Origin of the sequence: Micromonospora sp. NPDC047707 (assembly GCF_040704235.1) — a bacterium.
Classification (GTDB): domain Bacteria; phylum Actinomycetota; class Actinomycetes; order Mycobacteriales; family Micromonosporaceae; genus Micromonospora.
In genome coordinates this window covers 40,693-66,997 of the sequence record NZ_JBEYSU010000028.1, presented here as the reverse complement: position 1 = coordinate 66,997, position 26,305 = coordinate 40,693, and the positions used below count along the sequence as shown (strand labels likewise).

The following is a 26,305-nucleotide window of genomic DNA, read 5'->3' as shown; positions in this document are numbered from 1 at the left end:
CGCCGGGAGCCATGCCCGCGCGCCGGCCACCGCGGCCACCCGGGCTCACACCGCCGGGTACGCGTGCGTCTCCGTCGCCTTGACCGCGGCCCAGACCGGCTGGCCGGGCACCAGGCGCAGGGCCGCTGCGGCGGCGGGCGTGACGTCGGCGGCGACCGCGATCGGTCCGTCCAGTTGGACGCGCAGGTTGTCGCCGTGCCGCTGCACGCCCACCACGGTCGCCGGCCAGGTGTTGCGCGGGCTGCCCTCCGGTCGGGCGGGGTACAGGGCCACCGCCGACGGCCGGAACGCCACGAAGGCGTCCCCGTCGAGCCGGTCGGCGACGGTGAGGACGAGGCCGTCGGCGACCCGGACGGCGTGCCCCTCGGCCCGGCCCCGGTGCAGGTTGAGGCCGACCAGACGGGCCACGTAGTCGGTCCGGGGCCGCGCGGTGACGCTCGCCGCGTCGCCCTCCTGCACCACCCGGCCACCCTCCACGATGACCAGCCGGTCGGCGAGCACCAGCGCGTCCAGCGGGTCGTGGGTGACCAGCACGGTGGCGCCCGGGTGCGCGGCGAGGTGCCGGTGCAGCTCGGCGCGGGTGTCCAGCCGGGTGCGCGCGTCCAGCGCGGCGAGTGGTTCGTCCAGCAGCAGCAGCGCCGGCGCGACCGCGAGGGCACGGGCCAGCGCGACCCGCTGCGCCTGCCCGCCGGAGAGTTGCCGGGGCCGCCGGTGGGCGTGCTCGGCCAGCCCCACCCGGTCCAGCCAGGCGCGGGCCGTCGCCCGGGCGGCGCGCCGGTCGGCGCCGTGCCGGCGCGGCCCGAAGGCCACGTTGTCCAGCGCGCTCAGGTGCGGGAAGAGCAGGTAGTCCTGGAAGACCACGCCGACCGAGCGGCGTTCGGTGGGGGTGAACGCGCGCCGGTCGGGGCGGTCGAGGTCGGCGCCGTCGACGGTGACGTGGCCGGCGGTCAACGGCTGGAGGCCGGCGAGCGCCCGCAGGGCGGTGGTCTTGCCGGCGCCGTTCGGGCCGAGCAGCGCCACCACCTCGCCGGCCGCCACGCGCAGCGGCACGTCCAGGCGGAAACCGCCCCGGTCCACGACGAGGTGCGCGTCCAGCGGGCACGCGGTCACGGCGCGGTGATCCAACGGTCGCGCAGGCCGGCCAGGATCGCGACCGAGACGACGAGCAGGATCAGGCTGAGCACGACGGCCGACTGCAGGTCCGTCTCCAGCGCCAGGTACACGGCGAGCGGCATGGTCTGCGTCCGGCCCGGGTAGTTGCCGGCGAACGTGATCGTGGCGCCGAACTCGCCCAGCGCCCGCGCCCAGCACAGCACCGCGCCGGCGGCCAGCCCGGGCGCCACCAGGGGCACGGTGACGTGGGTGAACGTCGTCCAGCGGCCCGCGCCGAGGGTCGCCGCCGCCTCCTCGTACCGGGGGTCGGCGCCGCGCAGCGCGCCCTCCACCGCGATGACCAGGAACGGCATCGCGACGAACGCCTCGGCGAGCACCACCCCCGTGGTGGTGAACGGCAGCGTGATCCCGAACGTCGAGTCGAGCCAGCCACCCAGCAGGCCGCGCCGCCCGAACACCAGCAGCAGCGCCACGCCGCCGACCACCGGCGGGAGCACCAGCGGCACGGTCACGAGCGCGCGGACCAGGCGCCGGCCGGGGAACTCCACCCGGGCGAGCAGCCACGCCAGCGGCACCCCGAGCACCAGGCAGAGCAGCGTCGCCAGGGTGGCGGTGAGCAGCGACAGCCGCAGCGCGGTGAGCACCCCCGGCTCGGCGAGCCGCTGCGGCAGGGTGCTCCACGGGGTCCGGGCCAGGAGGCCGACGAGCGGCAGGACCAGGAACACCAGGCCGAGCACCGCCGGCAGCAGCAGCGCCACCGGTACGCCGCCCGCCCGTCCGCGTACGCCGGGCCGTCGCTCGCGCCCGGTCGGCGACCCGGTCCCCGCGACCGTCACGGCGCCTGGAACCCGGCCCCGGTGAGCACCGCCTGCCCCGGCGCCGACCGGACGTACGCGACGAAGGCCCGCGCCCCGGCCGGGTTCGGGGCGTCGGCCAGGACGGCGATCGGGTAGTCGTTCACGGCCCGCGCGGACTCGGGGAACTCCACGGCGGTCACGTCCGCGCCGGCGGCGCGCGCGTCGGTGCGGTACACGAGCGCGGCGTCCACCTCGCCGAGCCGCACCTTCGACAGTGCCCCCTTCACGTCCTGTTCGAGGGTGACCGGGGTCAGCGTGACCCGGGCCGTGTCGAGGGCGGTGCGGGCCGCCGCGCCGCACGGGACCTGCTCGGCGCAGAGCGCCACCTTCAGCCCCGGCCGGGTCAGGTCGGCCAGGCCGCGGACGCCCTCGGGATTGCCGGGCGCGACCGCGACGACGAGCTGGTTGCGGACGAAGGCGGTGGGCTCGCCGTCGGTGCCGCCGGCCCTCCTGACGGTGGCCATGGTGCGCGGCGAGGCGGAGGCGAAGACGTCCGCGGGTGCGCCCTCGGTGATCTGCGTGGCGAGGGCGGAGCTGCCGGCGAAGTTGAAGACCACGGCGGTGCCGGGATGGGCCGTCTCGAAGTCCCGGCCGATCCGCGTGAAGGACTCGGTCAGCGACGCGGCGGCGAACACGGTCACCGTCCCGGTCACACCTCCGGCGGATCCGCCCGCGCCCGTGGACCCGCCGTCTCCGCAGGCGGCCAGGGCGAGCGTGGCGGCGACGGCCACGGCGACGGTACGGACGACGCGTGCTCTCATGACGCCTGCCTTCCCCGGGGACCGGTCGCCGGGGTGGCGCGCTCCACCACCACCGTCGTGGACTTGATCACCGCGACCGCGAGGGACCCGACCCGCAGGTCCAGCTCGTCGACCGCCTCCCGGCTCATCAGCGAGACGATCCGGAACGGGCCAGCCTGGATGTCGACCTGCGCCATCACGGTGTCCTTGACGACGTTCACGACGATGCCGCGCAGCCGGTTGCGGGCGGACGAGGCGTCCGTCCGCTCGTCCGGGTCGGCCGCCTGGGCTCGGGCGAACGCGGCGAGGTCCACCCCGTCGACCGTGCGGTGCCCGTGCTCGTCGCGGACCGCCCGCAGCCGACCGGCGTCCACCCAGCGGCGCACGGTGTCCGCGCTGACGCCGAGCAGTTCGGCCGCCTCCCCGATCCGGAACATCGCCACGGAGGACACCATATGCTGTCGCATCCACGAGCGGAACCGTGGATGGCGGCTCGCTGCTGCACACTCAAGCCCCCTGCCGTCCCGGCATCCGCGATAGGGCGACCGGCCGGCCGGGGACGCGGTGCGGCGGGCCGCGGACGGGCCAGCCGTCCCGGCGCCGGACACCCCACCCCGGCCCGCCGGCAACGGCCGCTGTCGACGCGGCCCGGGTGAGGAGAGCCACCGCCGGTGGGCACGGTCTGTCGGCCCGGCGCGACGTCCCGCTAGCCTCGGCGGGCGGCGCAGTGGCGCCGCCCCGAGCAGCGGAGGAAGCCCGTGCGTGCCACCGTGATCCACGCGCCGTTCGACATCCGGGTCGAGGAGGTGCCCGACGCCGCAGTCCGGAACCCGACCGACGCGGTCGTCCGGGTCGTGCAGGCGTGCGTCTGCGGCAGCGACCTGTGGGCGTACCGGGGGGTGGCCGCGCGCCAGCCCGGGCAGCGGATCGGGCACGAGTTCCTCGGCGTGGTCGAGGAGACCGGCGCCGAGGTGAGCACGGTCCGCCGGGGCGACCTGGTGGTGGCGCCGTTCGTCTGGTCGGACGGCACCTGCGACTTCTGCGTCGAGGGCCTGCACACGTCCTGCCCGCACGGCGGCTTCTGGGGTGAGCCCGGCTCGGACGGCGGCCAGGGCGAGGCGGTGCGCGTCCCGTACGCCGACGGCACGCTGGTGCGGCTGCCCGCCGAGGCGGCCGGCGACGACCGGCTGCTCACCGCGATCCTGGCGCTGTCCGACGTGATGTCCACCGGGCACCACGCCGCCCTCGCCGCCGGTGTGCGGCCCGGCGCGACGGTGGCCGTCGTCGGCGACGGCGCGGTCGGGCTGTGCGGGGTGCTCGCGGCCCGCCGGCTCGGCGCGGAACAGGTCATCGCGCTCGGCCGGCACACCGCGCGGACCGACATCGCCCGCCGGTTCGGCGCCACCGACGTGGTCGCCGAGCGCGGCGAGGCCGCCGTCGCGGCGGTGCGGGAACTGACCAAGGGGCAGGGCGCGCACGCGGTGCTGGAGGCCGTCGGCACCGAGGAGTCGATGCGCACCGCCATCTCGGTGGCGCGCGACGGCGGCGCCGTCGGCTACGTGGGCGTACCGCACGGCGGCAGCGCCGGCGTGGACATCCGCCAGATGTTCGGCCGCAACGTGCGGCTCGGCGGCGGCGTCGCCCCGGCCCGCGGGTACATTCCGGAGCTGCTCGCCGACGTGCTGGCCGGCCGGATCGACCCGTCGCCGGTCTTCGACCGCACGGTCACGCTCGACGGGGTGCCGGACGGCTACCGGGCGATGGACGAGCGCACCGCCCTGAAGGTGCGGATCAGGCCGTGAGGCGGGCGCCCGCCGGGCGCGCATAATGGTGGGCAGCCGGCGAGGTGTCGGTCCGGGACCGCTGGTCGCGGTCGGAGCAGCGGAGATGGCGGGAGTACGGTGACGCAGGCGATCCCGAACGTGACCCGGAACACCCGGCAGCGTGCCGAGGTGCTCGCGCTGCTGCGGGAGGTCGAGGGCTTCCACACCGCGCAGCAGCTGCACCGGATGCTCTGCGACCGCGACGCCCGGGTCGGCCTGACCACCGTCTACCGCACCCTCCAGCTGCTGGTCGACGCCGGTGAGATCGACTCCACCCGGCTGCCCGGCGGCGAGCAGTTGTTCCGCCGGTGCAGCCAGAGCCGCCACCACCATCACCTGGTCTGCCGCTCCTGCGGTCGGACGGTCGAGGTGGCCGGCCCGGCGGTCGAGCGCTGGGCCGACCAGGTGGCGGCCGAGCACGGCTTCACCGACGTGGACCACACGCTGGAGATCTTCGGCACCTGCGCGGACTGCGCCAGGGCCTGACCGGTGGAGCCGACCGCGCGGGCGGGTGGGTTGCAGCGTCCGCCGGGCTCGTCAGCAGTTGCGCCCGGTCAGCTCCGGCGCTGCGGGCGGCCCTTGAGACGACGGCCCAGCTCCCGGGCGATCTCCCGCTGCGCGTCGCGCTCGGCCAGCGCCTGCCGCTTGTCGTACGACTTCCGGCCCCGGGCCAGCGCCAGCTCCACCTTGGCCCAGCCGTTGGCGAAGTACATCGACAGCGGCACCAGGGTGAACCCGCCGTCGCGCAGCTTCTCCCGGATCCGGTCGATCTCCACCCGGTGCAGCAGCAGCTTGCGGGTGCGCCGCGGCGCGTGGTTGGTCCACGTGCCGTAGCCGTACTCGGCGATGTGCAGGCCGTACAGCATCAGTTCGCCGTCGCGCTCCTGCGCGAACGCGTCGACCAGGGACGCACGTCCCTCGCGCAGCGACTTGACCTCCGTGCCGGCCAGCACGATCCCCGCCTCGTACGTCTTGACGACGGTGTAGTCGTGCCGGGCCTTCTTGTTCGAGGCGATCAGCGTGCGGTCGGGCTTCCGGGCGGTGCTCACCCGGGCAGGATATGCCGCCTGCTCAGGCCGTCCGCCGCAGCCGGTCCGGTCAGGCCGTCCGCCGCAGCCGGTCCGCCAGTTCCCGGACCGCCTTGGCGAAGCGCGGGTCGAACTCGCCCGGCCAGTGCCCCACGATCGGCGGCGGGACGCTGTCGTCGGGCGGGATGACCACGTCGCTCGGGTCGCGCAGCCGCCGGTCGACGGTTCCCGCCGGCCCGTAGACCGTGGGCGGCTCGCCCGGCCGGTGCGGGGAGAACATCCAGCCGCCGATCGGGTCGGTGTCCCGCCACAGGTTGAGCCAGCGCCAACCGATCCGCTCGCCCACCTCGCGCAGGACCTCGTCGCCGACGTACGCCGGGAACCACCGGGAGTAGAGCCGGCGCAGCGGTGACCCGTACGTCAGCAGCGCGACCCGGTCACCGGCGCCCGGTGGGAGTTGGAGCACGGTCGCCGCGAGCAGCACCGAGCCGTGGCTGTGCCCGGTGAGCAGCACCCGGTGCCCCTGGCCGGTCAGCCAGGCGATCCGGCGGCTCAGCTCCGGCACCGCCCGTTCGGCGTAGCAGGGTGGGGCGAAGGGGTGCGCCGCCCGGGGCCAGAACGTGCCCAGGTCCCACAGCACGCCCACGTAGCGGCGGAACTCGGCCGTCCGGTACGCGAAGATGCCGCCCAGGACCAGGGCGAGGATGAGCACGAAGATCACCCAGCTACCGAAGCGCAGGCCGAACCGCACCAGGCCGGCGGGGAACCCGAACCACTGCTCGAGCGTCGCGCCGGGCTCCAGCTCGAACATGCCCACGGCGCTGGTCGCCATGCCGAAGCCGGCGAGCCAGGCGTACGTGATCGCGAGTGGAACGAGCCGCTCGGTGAACCGCGCCCGCGCCATGACCGTCTCGACCTCCCGCAGCCGGCGCCCGGCCTCGGGCGGCGCGTCCGGGTAGTCCCGCGCCACGGCCGCGCCCGCCGCCTGCCACCGGGCCGGTCGCGACGTGACGGCCACCACGGCGGCGACCGTCGCCGCGGCCACCACCGCCAGGAAGAACGCGAAGATCGCCCACTTGTACGTCAGCGGCGGGCCGGTCGCCGACTGCTCACCCGTCCCGACGTCGCGGTCCAGGAAGTCCGCCACCCGGTAGACCAGCTCGGCGGAGAAGGCCACCGCCAGACCGGTCGCCACCGCACCGAACACGGGCGTGCCGACCGCCCGCAGCGGCGGCCCGCCGCCGCGTCGCGACAGCGGCACGACCAGCCAGAGCACGAGCAGCAGGACGGTCTGCGCGAGGAAGAGCCGGGCCACCATGTCGCCGTACCCGGGCAGCCCAACGCCGGTCGGCGGTCGCGCGGGGTCGGCCGCGAGCACGGCCAGGACCACCGCGGTCAACACGCACGCGAGCGTCCGCAGGACCCGGGTCGTGCGGTCGATCCGCCCCGTCCCGGGCTGATCGATAAGCGGATGCGCGCAGACCAGGACGACACAGGTGGCCAGGACCGCGCAGGTCAGCACGCTGAGCGTCACCGTGGTGGGCGAGGCCCCGAGGTTGACGCGGGCGGTGAGCAGGACGGCGTCCAGCGTGCCGAACGCGGCGGCGACGTGGATCGCGCGCAGCCGCCCGACCAGCGGCGCGGCGTCCCACTGGCCGACGGCGGTGAGCTGGTGCACGCCGGTGACGGTCGGGGGAACGCGGAACGACGCGAACATCTGCTCCGGCCGTGCCCCGAGCCACCAGACCAGCCCGACGGCGGCGGCCGGGACGAGCGCCAGCACCGCCAGCCGCAGCCCCACCGGCCGGCCCCCGAGCCAGGACAGCCAGCTCCGCTCGGCCAGGCACTGCGGCGACGACATGCACTTCCAGGCGACCAGGTCCAGTGCCACCCCGGCCACGGCGAGCACGTACAGGGCGGTGAGGGTCAGCGCGAGCACCCGGCAGAGGCCCTTGACGGTGAGGGCCCAGGCGTCGGAGCTGGTCGGGCGCATCCAGAACGCCACGTTGCAGAGCATGAACGGCAGCAGGAACACCAGCGACAACGTGCGGACGGCGGTGCCCGACGGCAGCTCGCTCCAGCGGTACGCCTCCAGGACCACCCCGCCCGGCCCCCTGGTGTCCGGGTAGCCGGTGCGGGGCCGGTAGAAGCCGCCATTGCGGTCACCGGCGACCTGCTCGACGTTCGGGCGGTTCAGCACCTGTTCCGCGCTGGCGCCGGAGGCGCCGTGCACGCGTAGCTCCACGACGTCGTCCGGGCGTCCGCCCGGAGGTGCTGGCGCGTCCGACATCGGCCCCCCGGAGGCGTCGTACGGCGGCACGGCCGCCCCGGGCCGCGCGGTGGGCGCGGTCTACCCGTTCGACGCCCGGTCACGCCTGCCGCCCGATACCCGATCCGGGTGGCGGTGGGCCGGGGTGTCCGGCCACAATCCGGGCGTGGATGATGCGCGGCTGGTCCGGCTGAGCAAGCGGATGTCCCTCGCCCTGCGGCACCGTCCGGACCGCTTCGGGCTGGCCCCGGACCGCGCCGGCTGGGTACCCGTCGACGACGTCCTCGCCGCTCTGGGCATCCGCCGCGCCGACCTCGACGACGCGGTGGCCGGCAACGACAAGCAGCGCTTCACGGTGGAGCGCGGCCCGGACGGCGTGGAGCGCATCCGGGCCAACCAGGGGCACTCGATCCCCGTCGATCTCGGGCTGTCGCCGGTGGACCCGCCGGCCGTGCTCTACCACGGCACCAGCGCCGCGGTGCTGGACTCGATCCGGGTGAGCGGGCTGCACCGGGGCGGCCGGCACCACGTCCACCTCTCGCCGGACGTGGAGACCGCGCGGCGGGTGGGGGCCCGGCGCGCCGGCCGGACCGTGGTCCTGACCGTCGACGCGGCCGGCATGGCGCGCGACGGCCACGCCTTCTACCGCAGCGCCAACGGCGTCTGGTTGACCGACACCGTCCCCGCCCGTTACCTGGAGGCCTGACCGCCGCCGCTGCCCGGCCGGCCCGCTCGGCCCGCTCGGCCCGCCGGCCCGGCGCCGGTGGCCCGCCCGCTGCCCGGCCACCCGGTCGGAGCCGCCGGGTTCAGCCGGCGTGCCGGGAGAGGAAGTCGGCGAGCACCCGGGTGTGGGTCGAGAACGCCAGCTCGACCGGGTCGGTGAGCACCAGCCACTCGGTCGCCTCCTCGGTGGGCGCCGACGGCGGCAGCGTCGCGGCCGGCCGGGCGGGCAGCTCCCCGAAGATCATCATCGTGCCGCCCGCCGGGGCGCTGCGCACCGCGAACAGCGTCGCGTCGGCCGGGTCGGCGAGCAGGCCGGTCTCCTCACGAAGCTCCCGCACCAGCGCGTCCTGCCACTCCTCGCCGTACTCGATGAAGCCGCCCGGCAGCGCGAGCTGCCCACGCGCCGGCTCGATGTCCCGGCGGACGACCACCACGCCCAGGCCCGCGTCGGTGCGCACCGGCAGCACCGCCACCGCCACCGGCAGCGGATTGCGCCAGACGGTCTCGCCGCAGGCCGCGCAGACGCGGGGCCACGCGGTCGGTGGCGGGTAGGCCGTGCCGCAGTAGGAGCAGTGCGAGTACGGCGTCGCGGTCATGCCGTCGCACGTTACCCGTCGCATCGCAGGGCGTGCGGTCACTCCCCGGGGGCGCGGCGGTGTCCGCGGGTACGCGACACCGCCGCGCGGCGGCACCTGTCGGGTCAGGCCTGCTCGGCGCCGGTGTAGAAGGCGGTGGTGCGGTCGGCCGCGGCCCGGGCCTCGGCCCGGTCGGTGCCGCCGGCGACGCTCGCCTCGTACCACTGCTCGCTGCTCAGCGCGACGAACCGTCGGCCCTCGTCGGAGGCCATCCAGGCCTCGCTCTCCTCGGGGGTGACGCCGGCGCCCGCGGCGGCCAGGTGCGAGGCGAGGCCGAGCGCCGCCAGGTCCCAGCCCACGCCCACCGCCCCGGGGCCGAACTGGGTCCAGCGGTTGTCGTCGACGTGCGCGATGTGGTCCAGCTCGAACCGCGTCCGGCCGTCCTCGACCGGGGCGAGCCGCACCTCGATCCAGCTCACCTCGTCGCCGTACTCCCAGGTCGCGGCGAAGCCCTTCGGCGGGTCGCAGCGTTCGATCGTGCCGCCGGCGTTGCCCTGCAACTGGTAGCGGCCGCCCAGCCGCAGGTCCCCGGAGACGGGCAGGAACCAGCGGGGGATGCGTTCGGGGTTGGTGCAGGCGTCCCAGACGTCCTCCAGGGACGCGTCGTACGTCTGGCTGATCGTCATCACCCGGGCCTCGCCGGCCTCGAGGGCACGGCGGCCGAGCTGGCGCCGGACGGCGCTGATCTGGCTGCTGGCGTCGATCATCGTTCACTCCTGTCGTCGGGGGGCGGCGGCTCGCGTCGCCGCCGCTCGCGCTGGCCCCGGGCCAGCTCGGTGGCCAGTGCCTGGAGCGGGTTGGTCCAGAACCGGCGGAAATGCTCCAACCACTGGTCGACCTCCCGCAGCGGCCGGGTGTCGACCGCGTACAGCCGGCGAGTGCCGGCCGGGCGGACGGTGGCGAAGCCGTTGTCGCGCAACACCTTCAGATGCTGGGAGACAGCCGGCTGGGAGATCCCGAACTCCGCCCGGACCACCTCGACCAGCTCGCCGGCGGTCATCTCGCCGTCGGCCAGCAGCTCCAGGATCCGGCGCCGCACCGGATCGCCGAGCACATCGAACGCGTGCACCGGACCTTTATATCAGGGACTACTTATTTAAGCTAGCTCTGATGCTCGGCGCGAGCGGTGCCGATGGCGTCCATCCGGCCCCAGCGGCCGGGAATGTCCAGCAGTTCGACGCGACCGAACCGCGCCGGCACCTCGGGGGCCACCACCAGGTGCTCGCCGTACGGCTCCAGTCCGAGCAGCGTACGGACCAGCATGAAGGTCGCGCTCGTCGCCAGCGCGTGGGGACTGTTCGCCGTCGGGTAACGCACCGGGTAACCGGTCCGCTCCCGGTCGAACCCGGCGAACGCCTCCGGCAGGCGGGCGTCGAAGTACGCCGACGCCGCGATGATCCCCTCCGCGATGACGCCGGCCTCGCGTCGGAAGCCGTACCGGCGCAGCCCGGCGGCGATCAGCGCGTTGTCGAAGGGCCACACGGTGCCGACGTGGTAGCCGAGCGGGTTGTACCGGGCCTGGCCCTCCGCCAGGGTGCGTACCCCCCAGCCGGAGAAGAGCCGCGGGCCGAGCAGGTGCTCGACCACCGACGCCGCCCGCGAATCGTCGACGATGCCGCTCCACAGCAGGTGCCCGATGTTCGACGACAGGGCGTCGACCGCGGTGCCGTCGCTGTCGAGGGCGAGCGCGAAGTAGCCGTCGCCGGCCAGCCAGAAGTCCCGGTTGAAGCGCACCTTCAGGTCCGCTGCCTCCCGCTCCAACCGGTCGGCGTACGCCGGGTCGCCCCAGACGTCGCGGGCCAGCCGGGCGCCCCGCCGCTTCGCGTCGTACGCGTACCCCTGAAGTTCGCAGGTCGCCCGGGGCAGGCCGGGCAGGTGCCCGTCGCGGTAGCAGACCGCGTCGGGAGAGTCCTTCCAGCCCTGGTTGAGCAGGCCCGTGTCGTTGTTGCGGCGCTGGTACCAGACGTACCCGTCGTTACGGATGTCGCCGTACTCTTCGATCCACCGCAGCGCCGCCCGGGCCTCCTCCTCGAACTCCCGCGCCAGCGCGGTGTCACCGGTCCACCGCTCGTACTCGTCGAGCAGGACGACGTACAACGGGGTGGTGTCGGCGCTGCCATAGTACGGCGACTGCGGCCGCTCCTCGAACGCGGCGCGTTCCCCGTACCGGAACTCGGTCAGGATCTTTCCCGGCTCCTCGTCGCGGAAGTCGTCGAGGACCGCGCCCTGGTCGATGCCGAGCATGCGCAGCGTCGCGGCGGCGAGCCCCGGAGCGACCGGGAGGGCCTGCAGGCTCGTCAGGATGCTGTCCCGGCCGGTGATGGTGGCGGTCCACGGCAGGCCGGCGGCGGGCATCGCCTCCTCGGGCAGGGTCAGCGGCGAGAACCGCAGGCCGGCGAGGTCCACCAGGCTGCGCCGCCACGCCGTCGTCAGGACCTCCCAGTCGCAGCTGAGCCGCGGCGACTCGGCCAGCCAGTGACCCAGATCGGTCCGGAGCTGGTCGGCGGCGCGCCGCCGACGGCGGTGCAACCGTTCGCGCACGTCCTCGCCGTCCGGGCGGAGAACCAGGCTCCGGACCCGCACAGTGGTCGTCCACCGCCCGTTCCGGTCGATCCGTACGTGGTAGGTCAGCCCGTCCTCGTCGACGTCCGCGGGTGCCGTGCTGGAGATGACCGTCTCCCGCTGGAACCGCTCCCGCTGGTAGCCCAGGCGTAGGGAGCCGTTCTCTGTCCGGCGGTAGAGGCGCCCGGCGGGGCCGTGCGGCTGCTGCATCGCGAGGATCGGCACGAAGTCGCTGCCGGCGTCGATCCGTACCGTGTAGTCCGTCGGTTCGGACCGATGGTTGAGGACGGTGAGCGTCTCCTGGAAGCTGCCGCCGGTGATGACGCGGTCCCGGATGACCGACACCTTCGCGTCGACGTAGTGGGTCGGAACGCCGGGCACCAGGAAGAACCGGGCCTCGAAGTAGTGCGGTTCGTGCACGGCGAGCGGGTGCAGCGTTTCGCCGTTGATGGTGAGCCGCCAGCGGGACAGGAAGCGGGTGTCGAAGTCGAAGAATCCGCACGGGTTCGCCGGGGTCGCCGCGATGTCGCCGTTGTCCTCGCTGAGGACGAAGATGTTGCCGTCCAGGATCCGGACCAGGTCGGCCTTCACGCCCGGTCCCGGGCTGTCGGGCCGACGGCGCGCGGGTGGCGGGCGCCGGGCGGCGGCGCGAACAGGCGTTCCAGCAGCACGACGTACCGGAACTGGCCCTCGGTGGTGATGTCGTTGCGTAGCCAGGCGGAGAGGGGCTTGACCTCGCCGCGGGCCATCCGCTCGAACAACGACTCGTCCGCGTGGATCACCGTGTCGGCCGTGCGCGCCTCCCGGGTGACCCGCACCGTGCCCCGGTCGATCGTCACCAGCCAGTGGTCGGTCCCGTCGGGGTGAATCAGGTCGAAGCGGATGGAGCCGCAGGTCTTGCGGGTCAGGCGCTCGTGCCCGTGCCGGACGAGCCCGGCGAAGAACTCCTCCGTCGCCTCCGACATCCCCGGCACCCCCCGGTCGACTCTAGTGGCCGCGCCCGGAATGCGAGGGTCCTTCTCCCGGGGAAGGTCCGGCACGACGTGCCCCCGGAGAAATGTCGCTGGGTGTTGTAGGAACCGGCGGTGCCGTGGGGCCGCCGGTACGCCCTCGCCCGAGGAGGGGCCCGTGCGCCACGACCTCACCACCCGGGCGGACGAGGTGCAAGGAAGGGCCCCCTGTTAACGCCTCCGGTAGAGGAAGGGTCCCTTCTTAACGCGGGCCGCGGACCCCGAGCGTTTTCCGCCGCGTCGGGCGGGAACTCCCGAGGCACGGCAGTGCGGCGCCCGGCGCGCCGCCCGACGAACGGACGCCGACCGCTCATGACGTACCGTCCGGCCCCCACCCTCCCCGACCTCACCACGCTGACCCTCGGCGTCGAGGAGGAGTACCTGTTGCTGGACCCCGACACGGGGGCGAGCCTGCCGGTCGCCGGACAGGTGCTCGACGGGCTGTCGGGCGCCGCCCGGGAGCAGAGCCGGCAGGAGTTCCGGCACAGCATGGTCGAGATGGTCACGCCGGTCTCGTCCGAGCTCGCCGACGTACGCGAGCACCTGGTGGCGCTGCGCGGGGCCGCCGCCGACGCGGCCGAGGCCGCCGGCGCCCGCCTCGTCGCCGTGGGGGCCACGCCGGTGCACGAACCGCACCGGACGGTGCCGGACGAACCCCGCTACCACGCGATGTCCCGGCGATTCGGGCCGGTCGCGCACGATCCGGCGGTCTGCGGCTGCCACGTGCACGTCGGTGTCCCGGACCGGGAACTCGCCGTGCAGGTCTGCAACCACCTGCGCCCCTGGCTGCCGGTGGTGCAGGCGATCACCGCCAACTCGCCGCTGCACGACGGCCGGGACACCGGGCACGCGAGCTGGCGGTCGATGCAGCTGGAACGCTGGCCGAGCATCGGCCCCACCCCGCACTTCGAGTCGGTCGCCGACTACGACGCCACCGTCGAGGACCTGATCCGGGCGGGCATCATGCTGGACGCCGCGATGGTCTACTGGTACGCCCGCCCGTCCGTCGCGTACCCCACGGTCGAGGTGCGGGTGGGCGACGTCTGCCCGACCGTCGACGACACCGTGCTCGTCGCCGGGCTCGTCCGCGCCCTCGTCGCGACCGTGGCGGGCGACGTCCGCCACGGGATCCTCGCCCCGCGGATCCGGGACTGCCTGCTCTCCGCCGCCCACTGGCGGGCCGCCCACGACGGGCTCGACGGCGACCTCATCGACCTGCGCTCGGGCCTTGCCCGGCCGGCGTGGGACCTGGTCGACGAGCTGTTCGCCACTGTCGCGCCCGCGCTGCTGCGGCACGGCGACCTGACGTACGTGCTCGACCAGCTGCACCGGGTCCGCCGCGACGGCAACGGCGCGGCCCGGCAGCGCCGCGTCCTGGCCCGGACCGGCTGCGACGTCCGCGCCGTGCTGGACCATCTCGCGGCCCAGACCCGCCCGGCGGCGTGATTGCAGGGGGCCCTTGTACAACGCCAGGCGTTAACAAGGGGCCCTTCCTTGCACCTCAGCGGATGTGGTGCGTCTGGAGCCACAGCTCCAGCAGCCCGAGCTGCCACAGTTTGTTGCTGCCGGCCGCCGACTGCGCCGCCTCCGGGTCGGCGAGCAGCTCCGCCACGTACTCCGGCCGGAACAGGCCGCGCTCTCGCGCCACCGGCGCCCGCAACGCCTCGACGACCAGGTCACGCACCGGGCCGTCGACGTTGCGCAGCGCCGGCACCGGGAAGTAGCCCTTCGGGCGGTCGACCAGTTCGGGGGGCAGCACCTCCCGGGCGACCTCCTTGAGCACCCCCTTGCCGCCCTGCGCCACCTTGTGCTCCGGCGGGCAGGCCGCCGCGAGGGCCACCAGGTCCTGGTCCAGGAACGGGGTCCGCACCTCCAGCCCCCAGGCCATGCTCATGCTGTCGACCCGCTTCACCGGGTCGTCGGGGAGCATCCGGTGGGTGTCCAGGCGCAGCACCGCGTCCAGCGCGGTCTGCGCGCCCGGTGCGGCCAGTTCGGCGGTGAGCAGGTCGCGGCTGGCGTCGTGGTCGCAGGCGTACGCGGGGTCGACCACCCGGGTCAGCTCGGCGTGGTCGCGGTCGAAGAAGGCCGCCGCGAACGCCGCCGCCGCGCCGTCGCGGGGCACCCCGGTGAGGGGTTGGTGGTAGCCGTACCCGGCGTAGACCTCGTCGGCGCCCTGCCCGGACTGCGCCACCTTCACGTGTTTCGCCACCTGCTCGCTCAGCAGGTGGAAGGCCACCACGTCGTGGCTGCCCATGGGCTCGGTCATCGCGGTCACCGTCGCCCGCACCGCCGGCACCAGGTCGTCGTCGGCCAGCCGGATGCGGTGGTGGTCGGTCCGGTACGTGCCGGCCACCAGGTCGGACCAGTGGAACTCGTCGCCGGCCTCGCCGCCCCGGCTGTCGAAGCCGATGCTGAACGTGCGGAGCTGGCCCTGGCCGGCCTCGGCGAGCAGCGCCACGATGAGGCTGGAGTCCAGACCGCCGGAGAGCAGCACCCCGACCGGGACGTCGGCGACCAGCCGCCGCCGTACGGCCGTCCGCAGCGCGCCACCGACGGCGGCCCGCCAGTCCCGGGCGTCCATGCCGGCGTGGGCGGGATCGCGGACGTACTCCGGCTGCCAGTACACCCGCTCCCGGCTGCGCCCGTCCGCCTCGACCACCCGCAGCGTCGCCGGGGGCAGCTTGCGGACGCCGCGCAGGACGGTCCGGGGCGCCGGCACGATCGAGTGCCAGGACAGGTAGTGGTGCAGGGCCACCGGGTCGATGCCCGTGTCGACGTCGCCGCCGCGCAGCAGCGCCGGCAGGGTCGAGGCGAAGCGCAGCCGCCCGGGTGTCTCGGCGAGGTACAGCGGCTTGATGCCGAGCCGGTCGCGGGCGAGTACGAGTCGCCGCCGGGCCCGGTCGACGAGCCCGATGGCGAACATGCCGACCAGGTGGTCGACGAACGCCTCACCCCACTGCGCGTACGCCACCAGGATCACCTCGGTGTCGCTGGTGGAGCGGAAGGTGTGCCCCGCGGCGCGTAGCTCCTCGCGCAGCTCGGGGTAGTTGTAGACGCAGCCGTTGAAGACCAGTGCGAGCCCCAGGTCCTCGCGGACCATCGGCTGGGCGCCGGCGTCGGACAGGTCGATGATGGTGAGCCGGCGGTGTCCGAGGGTCACCCAGCCGTCGCTCCACAGGCCCTCGCCGTCCGGCCCCCGGGACCGCATCGCGTCGGTCATCCGGGCCACCGCTTCCGCGTCGGGTGTCGACCCGTCGAGGCGTGCCTCCCCGCCGATGCCGCACACGATCAGCGGCCACCCGTCCGCCGTCGGGGCGCCCGCCCGTCGAGCACCGCACCCATCCGCCACCGTCCCGTCGCGCCGGCCGTGGGCCACGTGCGCGGCCCGGTCCCGTCCGCAGGACGGGCGGGTCGGCTACCCGCTGCCGGGGCGGCCAAACGGGTCTCAAAACCGTCGCGAAACCCGTCTCAGTATTCCGCTCCGGACCCGTCCAGGTGCCGGTACACCGTCGCCCGCGAGACCCCGAGTGCGGCGGCGATGTCGTCGACCGAGTGGGTGCCGGCGGCGTGCAGCCGGCGGGCGGTGCGGACCTGCTCCGGGCCCATCGACCGGGGGCGTCCCGGCCCGCGCCGCGCGGCGGCGCGGGCGGCGTCCGTCGCCGGTTGCGCGCCGTCCCCGGCCGCCGCGCCGCCGGTGTCGCCCAGCAGCCGGCGTACGCCGTCGAGCATGTCGGCGCGCAGGGTCTCCTCGGGTACGTCGGCGAAGAAGACGACCGGGTCGCTGCACATGGCGATCGCCTGCACGGCGCGGACCCGTTCCCGGCGCCCGGCGTCCGGGCCGGCGACGATCTCGTTGGCCCGCATCGCGATCTGCATCAGCCGGTGGTACGTCCGGCCCCGGCTGACCATCGCGATGTCGTGGAACAGCATGCCGAGCGAGCGGCGGTGGGTGAGCATCGTGTCCACCCAGCCGGCGAGCAGCGCCTCCCGGGCCCGGGGGAGCGGCAGCGCGGCGGTGGCGTCCAGCAGCGTCTCGAGGTCCACCAGCAACGGCTCGGTCAGCGCGGTGAGCAGGTCCTCCTTGGCGGGGAAGTGGTAGAGGATCGCCGCCTTGGTCAGCCGCAGCCGTTCGGCGATCTGCCGCAGCGAGGTGCGCTGGTAGCCGTGCTGGCTGAACAGGTCCAGCGCGACCCGCAGGATCCGGGTCCGGGTGTCGTCCGGCGCCTCGACGGTCATGCCGCCCAGCGTAGCCGCCGTCCTGACCGCCGGGTTGATCCGGCTGACCGATGGTCAGTACGCTGGGTGCGACGAACCGGCGGCCACAGGAGGTGCCATGCCCGTCATCGCGATCGACGGCCTGGTCAAGAGTTTCGGCGCGGTCCGCGCGCTCGACGGACTCGACCTGCGGGTCGAGGCGGGGGAGGTGCACGGCTTCCTGGGGCCGAACGGCTCCGGCAAGTCCACCACCATCCGGGTCCTGCTCGGGCTGCTGCGGCGCGACGCCGGCGACGTGCGGGTGCTCGACGCCGATCCCTGGCGCGACGCGGTGACGCTGCACCGGCGGCTCGCGTACGTGCCCGGTGACGTGAACCTGTGGCCCAACCTGTCCGGCGGCGAGGCCATCGACCTCTTCGGCGCGCTGCGCGGCGGGCTGGACCGGCGCCGCCGCGACGAACTGCTGGACCGGTTCGACCTCGACCCGACCAAGAAGTGCCGCGCCTACTCCAAGGGCAACCGGCAGAAGGTCGCGATCGTCGCCGCGTTCGCCTCCGACGTCGAGCTGTACGTCCTCGACGAGCCGACCTCCGGGCTCGACCCGCTCATGGAGGCGGTGTTACAGGAGGAGGTCCGGCGGCTCACCGACGGCGGCGCCACCGTGCTGCTCTCCAGCCACGTCCTCGCCGAGGTCGAGGCCCTCTGCGACCGGGTGAGCATCATCCGCGCCGGCCGCACCGTCGAGTCCGGCACCCTCACCGAGCTGCGGCACCTCGCCCGCACCACGGTCACCGTCGAGACGGCCCACCCGCTGACCGGGGTGGCGGAGCTGCCCGGCGTCCACGAGGTCCGGCCCGTCGACGGCCGCACCCGCCTCGAGGTGGAGCCGGAGCACCTCGACGAACTGCTGGCGCACCTGGTCCGCTTCGGCGTCCGCGCCCTCACCAGCGCCCCGCCGACCCTCGAGGAGCTGTTCCTGCGGCACTACGACGGCGCGTCCAACGGCCGGGTCCCGACCGGCGCGGAGCGTACCCGGTGAGCGCGTACACCGGCACCGGCCGGCTGGCCCGGCTCGCCCTGCGCCGCGACCGCATCAAGCTGGGCATCTGGGTGCTCGGCACGCCGTTGCTCGGCGTCGGCCTCGCCGGCAGCGTCTCCGGCGTCTACCCGGACGAGCCGTCCCGCATGCTGTACGCCGAGACCGCCGCCACCAGCGTCGTCGCGCGCGCCTTCAACGGGCCGATCGTCGGGGCCGACCTCGGCGCGGTCGTGGTCGCCGAGACGTACATCACCCTCGCCGTCCTCGCCGCGTTGGTCAGCACCTTCGCCGTCGTCCGGCACACCCGGCAGAACGAGGAGACCGGCCGCGCCGAGCTGCTCGGCGCCGCCGTCGTCGGCCGGTACGCGCTGCTCACCGCCGCCCTGCTCGTCGTCGTCGCGGCGAACGTGGCGTCCGGCGTACTCCTCGGACTGGCCTTCGCCGCGACCGGCCTGCCGCTCGCCGGGTCGCTCGCCGCCGCCGGAGCCGTCGCCGGGGTCGGTGTCGCCTTCACCGCCGTCGCCGCCGTCACCGCCCAGCTGTCGGTCACCTCGCGCGGCGCGAACGCGCTCGCCGCCGCCACCGTCGGCGTGGCGTTCCTGCTCCGCGCCGCCGGGGACGTCCTCGGCGAGCGGGACGGCCTGCGGGTGGAGAGCGCCTGGCCGTCCTGGCTGTCCCCACTCGGCTGGGGCAACCAGGTACGGGCGTTCGGCGGGGAACGCTGGTGGGTGCTGGCGTTGCCGGTCGCGCTGCTGGTGGCCGGCGTGGCGGCCGCCTTCGCCCTCGCCGGCCGGCGGGACCTCGGCGCCGGCCTGCTCGCCGCCCGCCGGGGGCCCGCCCGTGCCGCCGCCGGGCTGCTCAGCCCCACTGGCCTGCTCTGGCGGCTGCACCGCGGCGCCCTGCTCGGCTGGGCCGTCGCGGTGGTGATCCTCGGGTTCTCGATGGGTGTCGCCGCCGACGAGGTCAACGACATGATCGCCGAGAACCCCGCCGCCGCCGAGGCGATCGCCGCGCTGGGCGGCGGGACCGACCTCGTCGACGCGTTCCTCGCCGCGATGCTCGGGCTGTTCGCCCTGACCCTCGGCGCGTACGTCGTGCAGGCCCTGCTGCGAACGCGGGCCGACGAGTCCGACGGGATCCTGGAGGCGGTGCTGGCGACCGCCGTCAGCCGGCACCGCTGGCTGCTGACCCAGATCGCCGGCGCGGTGCTCGGTGCGGTGGCGCTGATGCTGCTGGCCGGCGTGTCGACCGGCCTGGGCTACGGGCTGGTGGCCGGCGACGCGCTCGGGCACACCCTGGAGCTGGGCTGGGCGGCACTGCTGCGGCTGCCGGCGCTGCTCGTCGTGGCCGGGGTGGTGACCGCGCTGCTCGGGCTGGCGCCCCGCTGGTCGGTGGCGCTGTCCTGGGCGGTGCTGATGGCGTTCCTGCTGCTCGGGCAGCTCGGCGCGGTGCTGGACCTGCCGCAGGCGGTGCTCAACCTGTCCCCGTACACGCACGTGCCGTCGGTGCCGGCGGTGGATCTGTCCGTCCCACCCCTCGCGGTGCTCACCGGCGTCGGCGCGCTGCTGCTCACCGCCGGCCTGGCCGGCTTCCGCCACCGCGACGTCCCCACCTGAGGTGGAAGGAAGGGCCCCCTGTTAACGCCTGCGGTAGTGGAAGGGGCCCCTGTTAACGCGCGGTCGCGGCTAGCGGCATGCGCCTCCGGCCGCTCGGTGGCTAGGTCGGGGCGGGTGGGTGCTTGGGGTGGGCGGTCGGGTCGACGCCGACGGCCGGGGTGCCGGTGCCTGCGGCGAGGGCGGCGGCCAGGTCCCGGCCGAGGTGCTCGTCGAGGCGGCTCGCCTGGCCGCGCAGCGAGTACCAGGATTCGGCGGCGGCCAGCCACAGCAGCTGCGGCACCAGATCGGTGCAGCGGTCCCGCACCCACCGGGTGCCCTTCACGGCCAACCACGCCAGCTGGGCCGCCCGCGTCGGCGGCGGGTTGCCCGGTCGCGGGTCCGGGCGTCGGTGCACCGGCACGTCCCGCTCCCGCAGCAGATCCACGTACGCGCCGGCGAGCAGGCGGTGCCCCCGCTCGCTCGGGTGCAGCCGGTCGACGCTCCACATGTCCCGCCGGTACGTGTCCGGGTGGGTCGCCGCGTCGAAGTGGACGGTGCCGTACAGCGCTGCCGCGTGGTCGGTGACCGCGTTCACCGCGGCGATCCGCCGCGCCAGGGGCCGGGCCAACCCCGACGGCAACCCGAACATCCGGCCCGGCTCCGGCAGCCGGGCGGTCAGCACCACGGCTCCGGCCCGGCTGAGCGCGCCCACCGTGCCCAGCAGCGCCGCGCTGACCGCCGGCACGTCGAAGTGGGCGCGCAGCGTGTCGTTCACCCCGACGACCACGGCGGCGACCGTCGGGCGCAACGCGAGGGCGGCCGGAAGCTGGTCGCGGAACACGTCGCCGGTGAGCGCGCCGGTGCGGGCGAGATTGTGGAACTCGACCGTGCCGGGTGGCCCCACCGCGTCGGCGAGCAGCGCTGCCCACCCACGCCACGTCCCGTCGGGCATCGGGTCGCCGAGGCCCACGGTGATCGAGTCACCGAGCGCCACGAACCGCACCGGTCTCGGAGCGTCCGGAGTACGCACGCTCGTACCGTCGGGGCCACTCGTACCGGGCAGGTCACCGCCAACCGACATGCGGGCGAACAACGGCCGAAGATCCACGCAGGGCCGGCCGGTCCGATGCCACGACACCGTAACGTGGCGCGCGGGCGGTGCCTGGCAGGGGAGTGGCTCGACGGGAGTGGTGGCTGGTGGGCAGGTCGCTGCGGGCTCGGGGTGCCCCGGCAGGAGAGCGGGTCGGGAAGGCCCGCCGGGTGCGGCTGGCCGTCGAGCACGTGCTGCTGTTCTACGGCGCGGTGGCCGCGTACACGGTCGCCGGTCCGCCGGGCGGGCCGATCCCGCCGCTGGTGCTGCTCGGGCTCCTGTGCTGGTGGTGGCTGCGCCGGCAGCCCGGCTTCGACCGCGCCGACCTGGGCCGCCCGGCCGCGCTGCGCGCCGCGCTGCCGGGCATCGTCGGGCCGTGGGCGGGCGCGGCGGTGACCGCCGTCGCCGGGATCGCCGTGCTCGCGCCGGAGCGCCTGTTCGCGTTGCCCCGCGAGGCGCCGCTGATCTGGGTCGCGGTGGCCGTGCTGTACCCGCTCGTCTCCGTCTACCCACAGGAGTTGCTGTTCCGAGCGTTCGTCTTCCACCGGTACGCGCCACTGTTCGGAGCCGGCTGGGGTCTGCTGGTCGCCAGCGCCGCCGCGTTCGGCTTCGCGCACGTGATCTTCGGCAGTGTCTGGTCGGTGCTGCTCACCCTGCTCGGCGGCGCGCTGTTCGCGTGGCGCTACCGGCGTACCCGGTCACTGCTGGCCGCCTCGGTCGAGCACGCCCTGTACGGCGTCCTCGCCTTCACGGTCGGCCTCGGCGACCTCTTCTACCACGGCGCAACCGCCTGATCGCGCGGGCCGGCAGCAAGTGCCCCGCTGGCGTCGATCACGTGATGCTGAGCTGGGCCGCCACGTGCGGATCCGCCCAGCACACAATCACCTGATCTCGGTGGCCATAGCACACGCTTTGCCGCCGTGGTTGTTCTCCACAGGGGACGGTTCGTCCACAGATCGGCTGGTGCCGGGCTGCGGCGCGGGTTGGCGGTCGGGCACCGTCGCCTCATGCACGGGGAGTTCCTTGCACTGATCCAGCGCGACGGCGGGCTTGTCAGGCGGTCGGCGGCGTTGGCCGTGGTGCCGCGGTGGGTGTTCGACGACGCGGTGCGTGCCGGTCGACTGGTCCGGGTGCTGCCCGAGGTATTCGTGACAGCGGACCACGTCGCCGCTGTCAATGACGGGTCGTCGCGTCCCCGCGGCGAGCCTGGACCGCTCGAGTGCGCTACCTTGTCACCCGTCCTCGCCCGCGTCCCTCGGGCCCTGGCGCGTCGGGCGGCGCTGGTGTGGAGTGACGGGTTGGGAGCACTCAGCGGCCTCACCGCCCTCGACGTGTGGGGTCTGCGCCCGCAACCGACCGACGAGCCGGTATACCTCGACGTGCCCAGGGCGTCCGGGCTCCGCAGCCGGCCGCATCTCGTCGTCCACCACCGACAGGACTGGGCCGCAGAGGCGCCGCACGTCGTGGTCCGCCGAGGCCAGCAGGTGGCGCGGCTGGAGGCGGCGCTGGTCACGTCGTGGCCAATGTTGCCGCTCGTCGAGCGGCACGGGCCGGTGATCAGGGCGGTCAACGACCGACTGACCACACCCGACCGGTTGCGCGCCGCGCTCACGCCGCTGCCGAGGCTGCCCGGCCGCACCGCGCTGCGTACGCTGCTCAGCCGCCTCACGGACGGCTGCCGCAGCCCGCTGGAGATCTGGGGGCACGACCACGTCTTCGTCGGTCCCGGCATGCCGGAGTTCCGCCGGCAGTTCCGGCTGCGGCTCGACCAACGCACCGTCTACCTCGACCTGTACGCCGAGCGCGAGCGCGTCGACATCGAACTCGACGGTGCCGCCACGCACGGCAACCAGCGGCAGCGCGAGATCGACCTGCGCCGCGACGCAATGCTCGCCACCGCCGGGATCCTGACCGTCCGCTTCTCGCACCGCCGCCTGGTCCACGAACCGGACGAGGTCCGCCGCGAGACCCTGGCCATCCTCGCCAGCCGCAGGTGACCGAGGGAGTCGAGAGGCCCCACGGCCCCACGCCCCACGGCCCCACGGCCCATGGATGGTGGCGGCTCGATGCGCCGCTGTTGCGACAACCACGTTGCGGGGCAGGGCGTGCACAACGGTCAGCCGGGGCCGGACGACGGTTCGGTGTTGCCCGGTCGCGCGGGCTGCTCCGCGGCGCCGGTCGGCGGGGCCGATCGGGGCTTCGGCGTCAGGTCGATCTCGGTGAACGGTTCGAACAGGTTCTCCTGGCGTCGGCGTCGACGGAGGAGGTCGCCCGTCCACTGTGCTGCGGCCCGCTGCTCGGCCATCGTGTGCTCCCGGGCACGGGCCACCTTCTCGCGCAGATCGTCGGGCACGTCGGCGCCGGCGAGGTCGTCCAGGATCGCCGTCCACCGCCGGTTGATCCGCTCGGCGTACTGTGCGCGCCGGGTCTGCTCCTCGTACTCGCAGTCCAGCGTGATCAGGCGCTCCCAGTACGGTTGGAGGGCCCGCCGGACCCGCTCGTCGAGGCGTATCCACGCCTCGGGCCGGCAGGTCACGGTCCTCCCGCCGCGTTCGAACGACCACGGCTCCTGCCGGCCGAGCGCCCGCTGCAACCGTTCCTCCAGCTCGCCCGCCCGGTGCGGCGGGACGGTACGCGCCAGGTCACCGGCGATGCGGGTCAGCCGCTGGGTCGCCTGCGGCATGAAGTAGTGCGCGTACCAGGCCAGCTGCTCCGGCCGCAAGCCCTGGGCCGACCAGGTGAACGTGGCGCGGACGCTGAAGGCAAAGACGTACCCCCGCGCCGGCACGGTGAACGGGCCGGCCGACTCGCGCCGCTCGATCGGCTCCTCAGGCGGGGGCGGCGGCGGGCCCTCCTTCGCCGCCGCGTCCACCTTGCGGGCGACGGAGAGCATCCACCCCCACAGGTGCTGTGCAGCCGGCACCAGCCGTGCCGTGAGCCGCTGGGACGCGGAGGCCAGCTGTGCCCAGAGACGCCGGCAGGTTGTGCCAAGCCATTCCGCGAGACGGCGGCACGTCGTGACCAGCCGCTCCCAGAAGCGCTTCGGGCCGGTGGCCGCGTCGGTCGACGAACCATCCGCAGGCTGGTCGACCTGAGTTGACGGATCCGGCGGGGTCGCGTCCGCCGGTGGACCCTCGGCCATGTCCCCCTCCTCGTCCGTGGACCGGTCCGCGGACCGGAGGCGCAGGCCGTGGTGCGGTCGGTGCCAGGTACGAGGGGGACTCCCGGCAGGTGCGGCAGCGCCGCGCTCACGTTAACAAGGAGCGGGTCACCGGGCCGGCAGCGGCGCGGCCCCGGCGGGTTGACGCCTCGCGTCAGTCCGCGAGCCGGCAGGCACCACCGAGGTCGTCGGCTGACCGGTGATGGCCGTGCGAGGTCGCCGTCGTAGGGCAGCACCGTAGCGATCTTCTGGGGCTGACCGTGCCGACTTTTTCAGTGCGGGGAGGCACGACTCGGGCGGAGACCGGCGAGTTGGACGTAGATCTCGCGCTTGGCGGTCGCCTCGCCGCGCCGGTTGAAAACGTAGCCGGTCAGCCAGATCCAGCCGTGGTACGTCGGCTGGTCGGACACCGAGACGACGCGGAAGGTCAGCGCGCGGTCCCCGGCGAACTGCACCGACGCGCGGCCGTCGACGATCAGCAGGTCACCGGGGGAGGGGCGCGCGGTCACCAGTGGCCGGAGTTCGGCGGCCGGCACTCCCGGGCGTGCATGGTCTGCCAGTCGCGCAGCGCCCGCTTGAGCCGGTCGTTCTCCTCGGTGAGCAGGCGGACTCGCCGGTGCAGGTCGGCCAGCTCGTCGGCGACGAGCGCCTGGAACCGGCGTACCTCATCGGGGTCGACGCCGCGCCGGCGCGGCGCGAACGCGCGGGTCCGCACCTCGTGCGGGGTCAGCCGGGCCGGGTGGCCGGTCCCGTAGAGGTGGCCACCTCGGTGCACCTGGGCCACGTCGATCCTTTCCGGTGCAGCCGGGAGCGAAGGCTCGGTCGATAGGTGTGGAAGGGCGGGCCGTCCGCACGCCGGCCGCGGACGACCCGCCCGCTCCGCCGCCGCAGCTCGATTCAGCGGTACGACAGCGGAGCGGTCCGGTGGGTCGGGACGGGCACGCGCACCCGCCCCGACCAGGGGGATGCCTCTGCTCCTTGTTGCCACGCAAGGGGGAGAGGCGGTCTTCAACTTAGCTGTCCCAGTCACCTCGGTCAAACGATGAGTTGTTGCGAGGTGTCGTTGCGTGATCGAATTGGCATGCCACGCAGGGGGAAGGTCATGCCGATCACCGCCGACTACATCCGCATCGCCGATGAGATCGTCGCCGACATCAGGGCGAAGAAGCTCAAGCCGGGGGACAGGCTGCCCTCGATCACGCAGCTCGCCGCGACGCACAAGGTCAGCCCGTCCACCGTCAAGCAGGTCTACGTGCGGCTGGAGGCCCTGCGGGTGATCTGGCGTCACCAAGGCAAGGGTGTCTTCGTGAACGATCCAAAGCTCTGGATGCGGGAGCCGTGACCTCGAATCTGTCGAACGCCTCGGCCGATCAGCCGGTGGTGAGAAGATCGACGTAGGGGCACGATCATCCCGTGCGGGCTTACGTTGGTGTGACCGACGAGAGGTGGTACCGCTTTCTGGCGGCGCGGCCACATCTGAACGAGGTCAACTTCTGGCGACCGTCCGGGGGCGCCTTCCGTGCCTTGACAATTGGTGAACCCTTTTTCTTCAAGGCGCACTACCCGCTGAACCGCATCATCGGAGGCGGATTCTTCAGCGGCTTCGCAACACTTCGCATCTCCGAAGCTTGGGAACTGCTTGGCGAGGCCAACGGTGCCGCGACGGTGGCGGACATGCGCAGGAGCGTCGGGCGCTACCGTAAACAGGCGATCGGATCGGACGAGGATCCGGTCATCGGCTGCATCTTCATCCGCGACGTCACCTACTTTCCGGACGAGGCGACCGTGGCGCCGCCACAAGGTCTCGCGTCGAACGTCGTGCAAGGTAAGACGTACGACCTTGCGGATCCCCAGACGCAGGACTACTTCCAGCTACTGATCCACCGTCTCATCGGCACCGCAGTCGACCTTGACCTCAGTGAGCCGTGGCATCGGCCAGGACCTGTGTACGGTGATCCTCGGTTGGCGCCGCAGCGTCTCGGCCAGCAGGCTTTCAAGGCCGTCGTGCTGGGGGCCTACGGTCGGCGATGCGCTGTCACCGGCAACAAGGTGGCACCGGTGCTACAGGCGGCGCACATCCGTCCGCTGCCGAAGGGCGGTCAACATCGCTTGGACAACGGGCTTCTCCTCAAATCCGACGTGCACACCCTCTTCGACCGCGGCTACCTCGGCGTCGATCCCAGGTACCGGTTGCTGGTCAGCCCTCGCCTTCGCAGCGAGTTCGGCAATGGCGACCAGTTTTACGCCAAGGCCGGAGAACTGATCACCCTTCCGGAGCGTCGCGCCGACCGCCCCAACCGAGAGTTCCTCGAGTGGCACCTTGACACCGTATTCAAGGCCGCGTGACAACGCGGCGGGGCTGACCTTCGCGGCCCTGCAAAACGGGCTTGCCGTGAACGCCGTCAGGCCCGTACGCCGGGGCGTACGGGCCTGACTGGAGAACGTG

At 74.1% G+C, this 26,305-nt stretch carries 27 protein-coding genes; 10 read left to right on the top strand and 17 right to left on the bottom strand.

Going from position 1 to position 26,305, the window contains the following annotated elements:
- Positions 1 to 45: 45 nt before the first annotated feature.
- The 4 genes from AB0873_RS24460 to AB0873_RS24445 all read right to left on the bottom strand — a co-directional run bounded on the left by AB0873_RS24460 (position 46) and on the right by AB0873_RS24445 (position 3,153).
- Positions 46 to 1,110, bottom strand: a complete 1,065-nt coding sequence (locus tag AB0873_RS24460; protein WP_366602410.1) for an ABC transporter ATP-binding protein — start codon at positions 1,108 to 1,110, stop codon at positions 46 to 48.
- Positions 1,107 to 1,871 (bottom strand): ABC transporter permease, encoded by a 765-nt coding sequence (locus tag AB0873_RS24455; RefSeq protein WP_366602436.1) that lies wholly within the window; start codon positions 1,869 to 1,871, stop codon positions 1,107 to 1,109. Before AB0873_RS24455 ends, AB0873_RS24460 begins: the two co-directional genes overlap by 4 nt.
- 74 nt (positions 1,872 to 1,945) lie before the next feature.
- A complete protein-coding gene (gene modA / locus AB0873_RS24450; protein WP_366602409.1) occupies positions 1,946 to 2,731 on the bottom strand; it encodes a molybdate ABC transporter substrate-binding protein in 786 nt (261 codons plus the stop codon).
- Complete coding sequence (locus AB0873_RS24445; RefSeq protein WP_366602408.1) at positions 2,728 to 3,153, bottom strand: TOBE domain-containing protein; 426 nt, start codon at positions 3,151 to 3,153, stop codon at positions 2,728 to 2,730. Before AB0873_RS24445 ends, modA begins: the two co-directional genes overlap by 4 nt.
- A gap of 315 nt (positions 3,154 to 3,468) precedes the next feature.
- On the opposite strand from AB0873_RS24445, the gene AB0873_RS24440 reads away from it, so the two are divergent.
- Together AB0873_RS24440 and AB0873_RS24435 are read left to right on the top strand one after the other, a co-directional pair.
- Positions 3,469 to 4,512 (top strand): zinc-dependent alcohol dehydrogenase family protein, encoded by a 1,044-nt coding sequence (locus AB0873_RS24440; protein WP_366602406.1) that lies wholly within the window; start codon positions 3,469 to 3,471, stop codon positions 4,510 to 4,512.
- A gap of 99 nt (positions 4,513 to 4,611) precedes the next feature.
- Positions 4,612 to 5,019: a Fur family transcriptional regulator gene (locus AB0873_RS24435; RefSeq protein ID WP_155331811.1), complete on the top strand. Its 408-nt coding sequence runs from the start codon at positions 4,612 to 4,614 to the stop codon at positions 5,017 to 5,019.
- A gap of 68 nt (positions 5,020 to 5,087) precedes the next feature.
- Here the strand turns inward: AB0873_RS24435 and smpB are convergent, their stop codons facing one another.
- Positions 5,088 to 5,582, bottom strand: coding sequence for an SsrA-binding protein SmpB (smpB, locus tag AB0873_RS24430; RefSeq protein ID WP_366602404.1), 495 nt, complete (start codon positions 5,580 to 5,582; stop codon positions 5,088 to 5,090).
- A gap of 49 nt (positions 5,583 to 5,631) precedes the next feature.
- Positions 5,632 to 7,806: a hypothetical protein gene (locus tag AB0873_RS24425; protein WP_366602402.1), complete on the bottom strand. Its 2,175-nt coding sequence runs from the start codon at positions 7,804 to 7,806 to the stop codon at positions 5,632 to 5,634.
- A gap of 190 nt (positions 7,807 to 7,996) precedes the next feature.
- Here AB0873_RS24425 and AB0873_RS24420 point away from each other — a divergent pair, with 190 nt between their 5' ends.
- Complete coding sequence (locus AB0873_RS24420) at positions 7,997 to 8,536, top strand: RNA 2'-phosphotransferase (RefSeq protein ID WP_366602400.1); 540 nt, start codon at positions 7,997 to 7,999, stop codon at positions 8,534 to 8,536.
- A 100-nt stretch (positions 8,537 to 8,636) separates the two neighbouring features.
- Here AB0873_RS24420 and AB0873_RS24415 read toward each other — a convergent pair whose 3' ends face one another.
- The 5 genes from AB0873_RS24415 to AB0873_RS24395 all read right to left on the bottom strand — a co-directional run bounded on the left by AB0873_RS24415 (position 8,637) and on the right by AB0873_RS24395 (position 12,715).
- Entirely contained in the window at positions 8,637 to 9,149 is a 513-nt protein-coding gene (locus AB0873_RS24415; protein WP_366602399.1) for an NUDIX domain-containing protein, read from the bottom strand.
- Positions 9,150 to 9,253: 104 nt separating this feature from the next.
- The gene (locus tag AB0873_RS24410) at positions 9,254 to 9,895 is read right to left on the bottom strand and encodes an SRPBCC family protein (protein ID WP_366602397.1); all 642 of its coding nucleotides are present in this window, start codon (positions 9,893 to 9,895) and stop codon (positions 9,254 to 9,256) included.
- On the bottom strand, positions 9,892 to 10,257 hold the full coding sequence (locus tag AB0873_RS24405; protein ID WP_155331817.1) for a metalloregulator ArsR/SmtB family transcription factor: 366 nt from the start codon (positions 10,255 to 10,257) through the stop codon (positions 9,892 to 9,894). Before AB0873_RS24405 ends, AB0873_RS24410 begins: the two co-directional genes overlap by 4 nt.
- Before the next feature lie 32 nt (positions 10,258 to 10,289).
- A complete protein-coding gene (locus AB0873_RS24400) occupies positions 10,290 to 12,341 on the bottom strand; it encodes a glycogen debranching N-terminal domain-containing protein (RefSeq protein ID WP_366602395.1) in 2,052 nt (683 codons plus the stop codon).
- Positions 12,338 to 12,715 (bottom strand): SCP2 sterol-binding domain-containing protein, encoded by a 378-nt coding sequence (locus AB0873_RS24395; RefSeq protein ID WP_366602393.1) that lies wholly within the window; start codon positions 12,713 to 12,715, stop codon positions 12,338 to 12,340. The genes AB0873_RS24400 and AB0873_RS24395 overlap by 4 nt, the downstream gene beginning before the upstream one ends.
- 357 nt (positions 12,716 to 13,072) lie before the next feature.
- On the opposite strand from AB0873_RS24395, the gene AB0873_RS24390 reads away from it, so the two are divergent.
- Positions 13,073 to 14,206, top strand: a complete 1,134-nt coding sequence (locus AB0873_RS24390; protein ID WP_366602391.1) for a glutamate--cysteine ligase — start codon at positions 13,073 to 13,075, stop codon at positions 14,204 to 14,206.
- 55 nt (positions 14,207 to 14,261) lie between these two features.
- Here the strand turns inward: AB0873_RS24390 and AB0873_RS24385 are convergent, their stop codons facing one another.
- Complete coding sequence (locus AB0873_RS24385; RefSeq protein ID WP_366602389.1) at positions 14,262 to 16,046, bottom strand: N-acetylglutaminylglutamine amidotransferase; 1,785 nt, start codon at positions 16,044 to 16,046, stop codon at positions 14,262 to 14,264.
- Between the two features lie 182 nt (positions 16,047 to 16,228).
- A complete protein-coding gene (locus AB0873_RS24380; protein WP_366602387.1) occupies positions 16,229 to 16,996 on the bottom strand; it encodes a TetR family transcriptional regulator in 768 nt (255 codons plus the stop codon).
- Between the two features lie 97 nt (positions 16,997 to 17,093).
- On the opposite strand from AB0873_RS24380, the gene AB0873_RS24375 reads away from it, so the two are divergent.
- Together AB0873_RS24375 and AB0873_RS24370 are read left to right on the top strand one after the other, a co-directional pair.
- Entirely contained in the window at positions 17,094 to 18,014 is a 921-nt protein-coding gene (locus AB0873_RS24375; protein ID WP_366602385.1) for an ABC transporter ATP-binding protein, read from the top strand.
- Positions 18,011 to 19,630, top strand: a complete 1,620-nt coding sequence (locus AB0873_RS24370) for an anibiotic ABC transporter (RefSeq protein ID WP_366602383.1) — start codon at positions 18,011 to 18,013, stop codon at positions 19,628 to 19,630. The genes AB0873_RS24375 and AB0873_RS24370 overlap by 4 nt, the downstream gene beginning before the upstream one ends.
- 100 nt (positions 19,631 to 19,730) lie before the next feature.
- Here the strand turns inward: AB0873_RS24370 and AB0873_RS24365 are convergent, their stop codons facing one another.
- Entirely contained in the window at positions 19,731 to 20,639 is a 909-nt protein-coding gene (locus AB0873_RS24365; protein ID WP_366602381.1) for an SGNH/GDSL hydrolase family protein, read from the bottom strand.
- 128 nt (positions 20,640 to 20,767) lie between these two features.
- Between AB0873_RS24365 and AB0873_RS24360 the strand changes: the two genes are divergently transcribed.
- Together AB0873_RS24360 and AB0873_RS24355 are read left to right on the top strand one after the other, a co-directional pair.
- Positions 20,768 to 21,493, top strand: coding sequence for a CPBP family intramembrane glutamic endopeptidase (locus tag AB0873_RS24360; RefSeq protein WP_366602379.1), 726 nt, complete (start codon positions 20,768 to 20,770; stop codon positions 21,491 to 21,493).
- Positions 21,494 to 21,706: 213 nt separating this feature from the next.
- Positions 21,707 to 22,696 carry a DUF559 domain-containing protein gene (locus AB0873_RS24355; protein WP_366602377.1) on the top strand — a complete coding sequence of 330 codons (990 nt, stop codon included), beginning with the start codon at positions 21,707 to 21,709 and terminating at the stop codon, positions 22,694 to 22,696.
- A gap of 119 nt (positions 22,697 to 22,815) precedes the next feature.
- Here AB0873_RS24355 and AB0873_RS24350 read toward each other — a convergent pair whose 3' ends face one another.
- The 3 genes from AB0873_RS24350 to AB0873_RS24340 form a co-directional block, all read right to left on the bottom strand.
- Positions 22,816 to 23,841, bottom strand: a complete 1,026-nt coding sequence (locus AB0873_RS24350; protein ID WP_366602375.1) for a hypothetical protein — start codon at positions 23,839 to 23,841, stop codon at positions 22,816 to 22,818.
- A 290-nt stretch (positions 23,842 to 24,131) separates the two neighbouring features.
- Complete coding sequence (locus AB0873_RS24345) at positions 24,132 to 24,368, bottom strand: hypothetical protein (RefSeq protein WP_366602373.1); 237 nt, start codon at positions 24,366 to 24,368, stop codon at positions 24,132 to 24,134.
- Positions 24,365 to 24,643 carry a DivIVA domain-containing protein gene (locus tag AB0873_RS24340; RefSeq protein ID WP_366602371.1) on the bottom strand — a complete coding sequence of 93 codons (279 nt, stop codon included), beginning with the start codon at positions 24,641 to 24,643 and terminating at the stop codon, positions 24,365 to 24,367. The genes AB0873_RS24345 and AB0873_RS24340 overlap by 4 nt, the downstream gene beginning before the upstream one ends.
- 318 nt (positions 24,644 to 24,961) lie before the next feature.
- Here AB0873_RS24340 and AB0873_RS24335 point away from each other — a divergent pair, with 318 nt between their 5' ends.
- Together AB0873_RS24335 and AB0873_RS24330 are read left to right on the top strand one after the other, a co-directional pair.
- Positions 24,962 to 25,201: a winged helix-turn-helix domain-containing protein gene (locus AB0873_RS24335; RefSeq protein WP_366602369.1), complete on the top strand. Its 240-nt coding sequence runs from the start codon at positions 24,962 to 24,964 to the stop codon at positions 25,199 to 25,201.
- Between the two features lie 89 nt (positions 25,202 to 25,290).
- A complete protein-coding gene (locus AB0873_RS24330) occupies positions 25,291 to 26,205 on the top strand; it encodes an HNH endonuclease (RefSeq protein ID WP_366602367.1) in 915 nt (304 codons plus the stop codon).
- Positions 26,206 to 26,305: the final 100 nt, after the last annotated feature.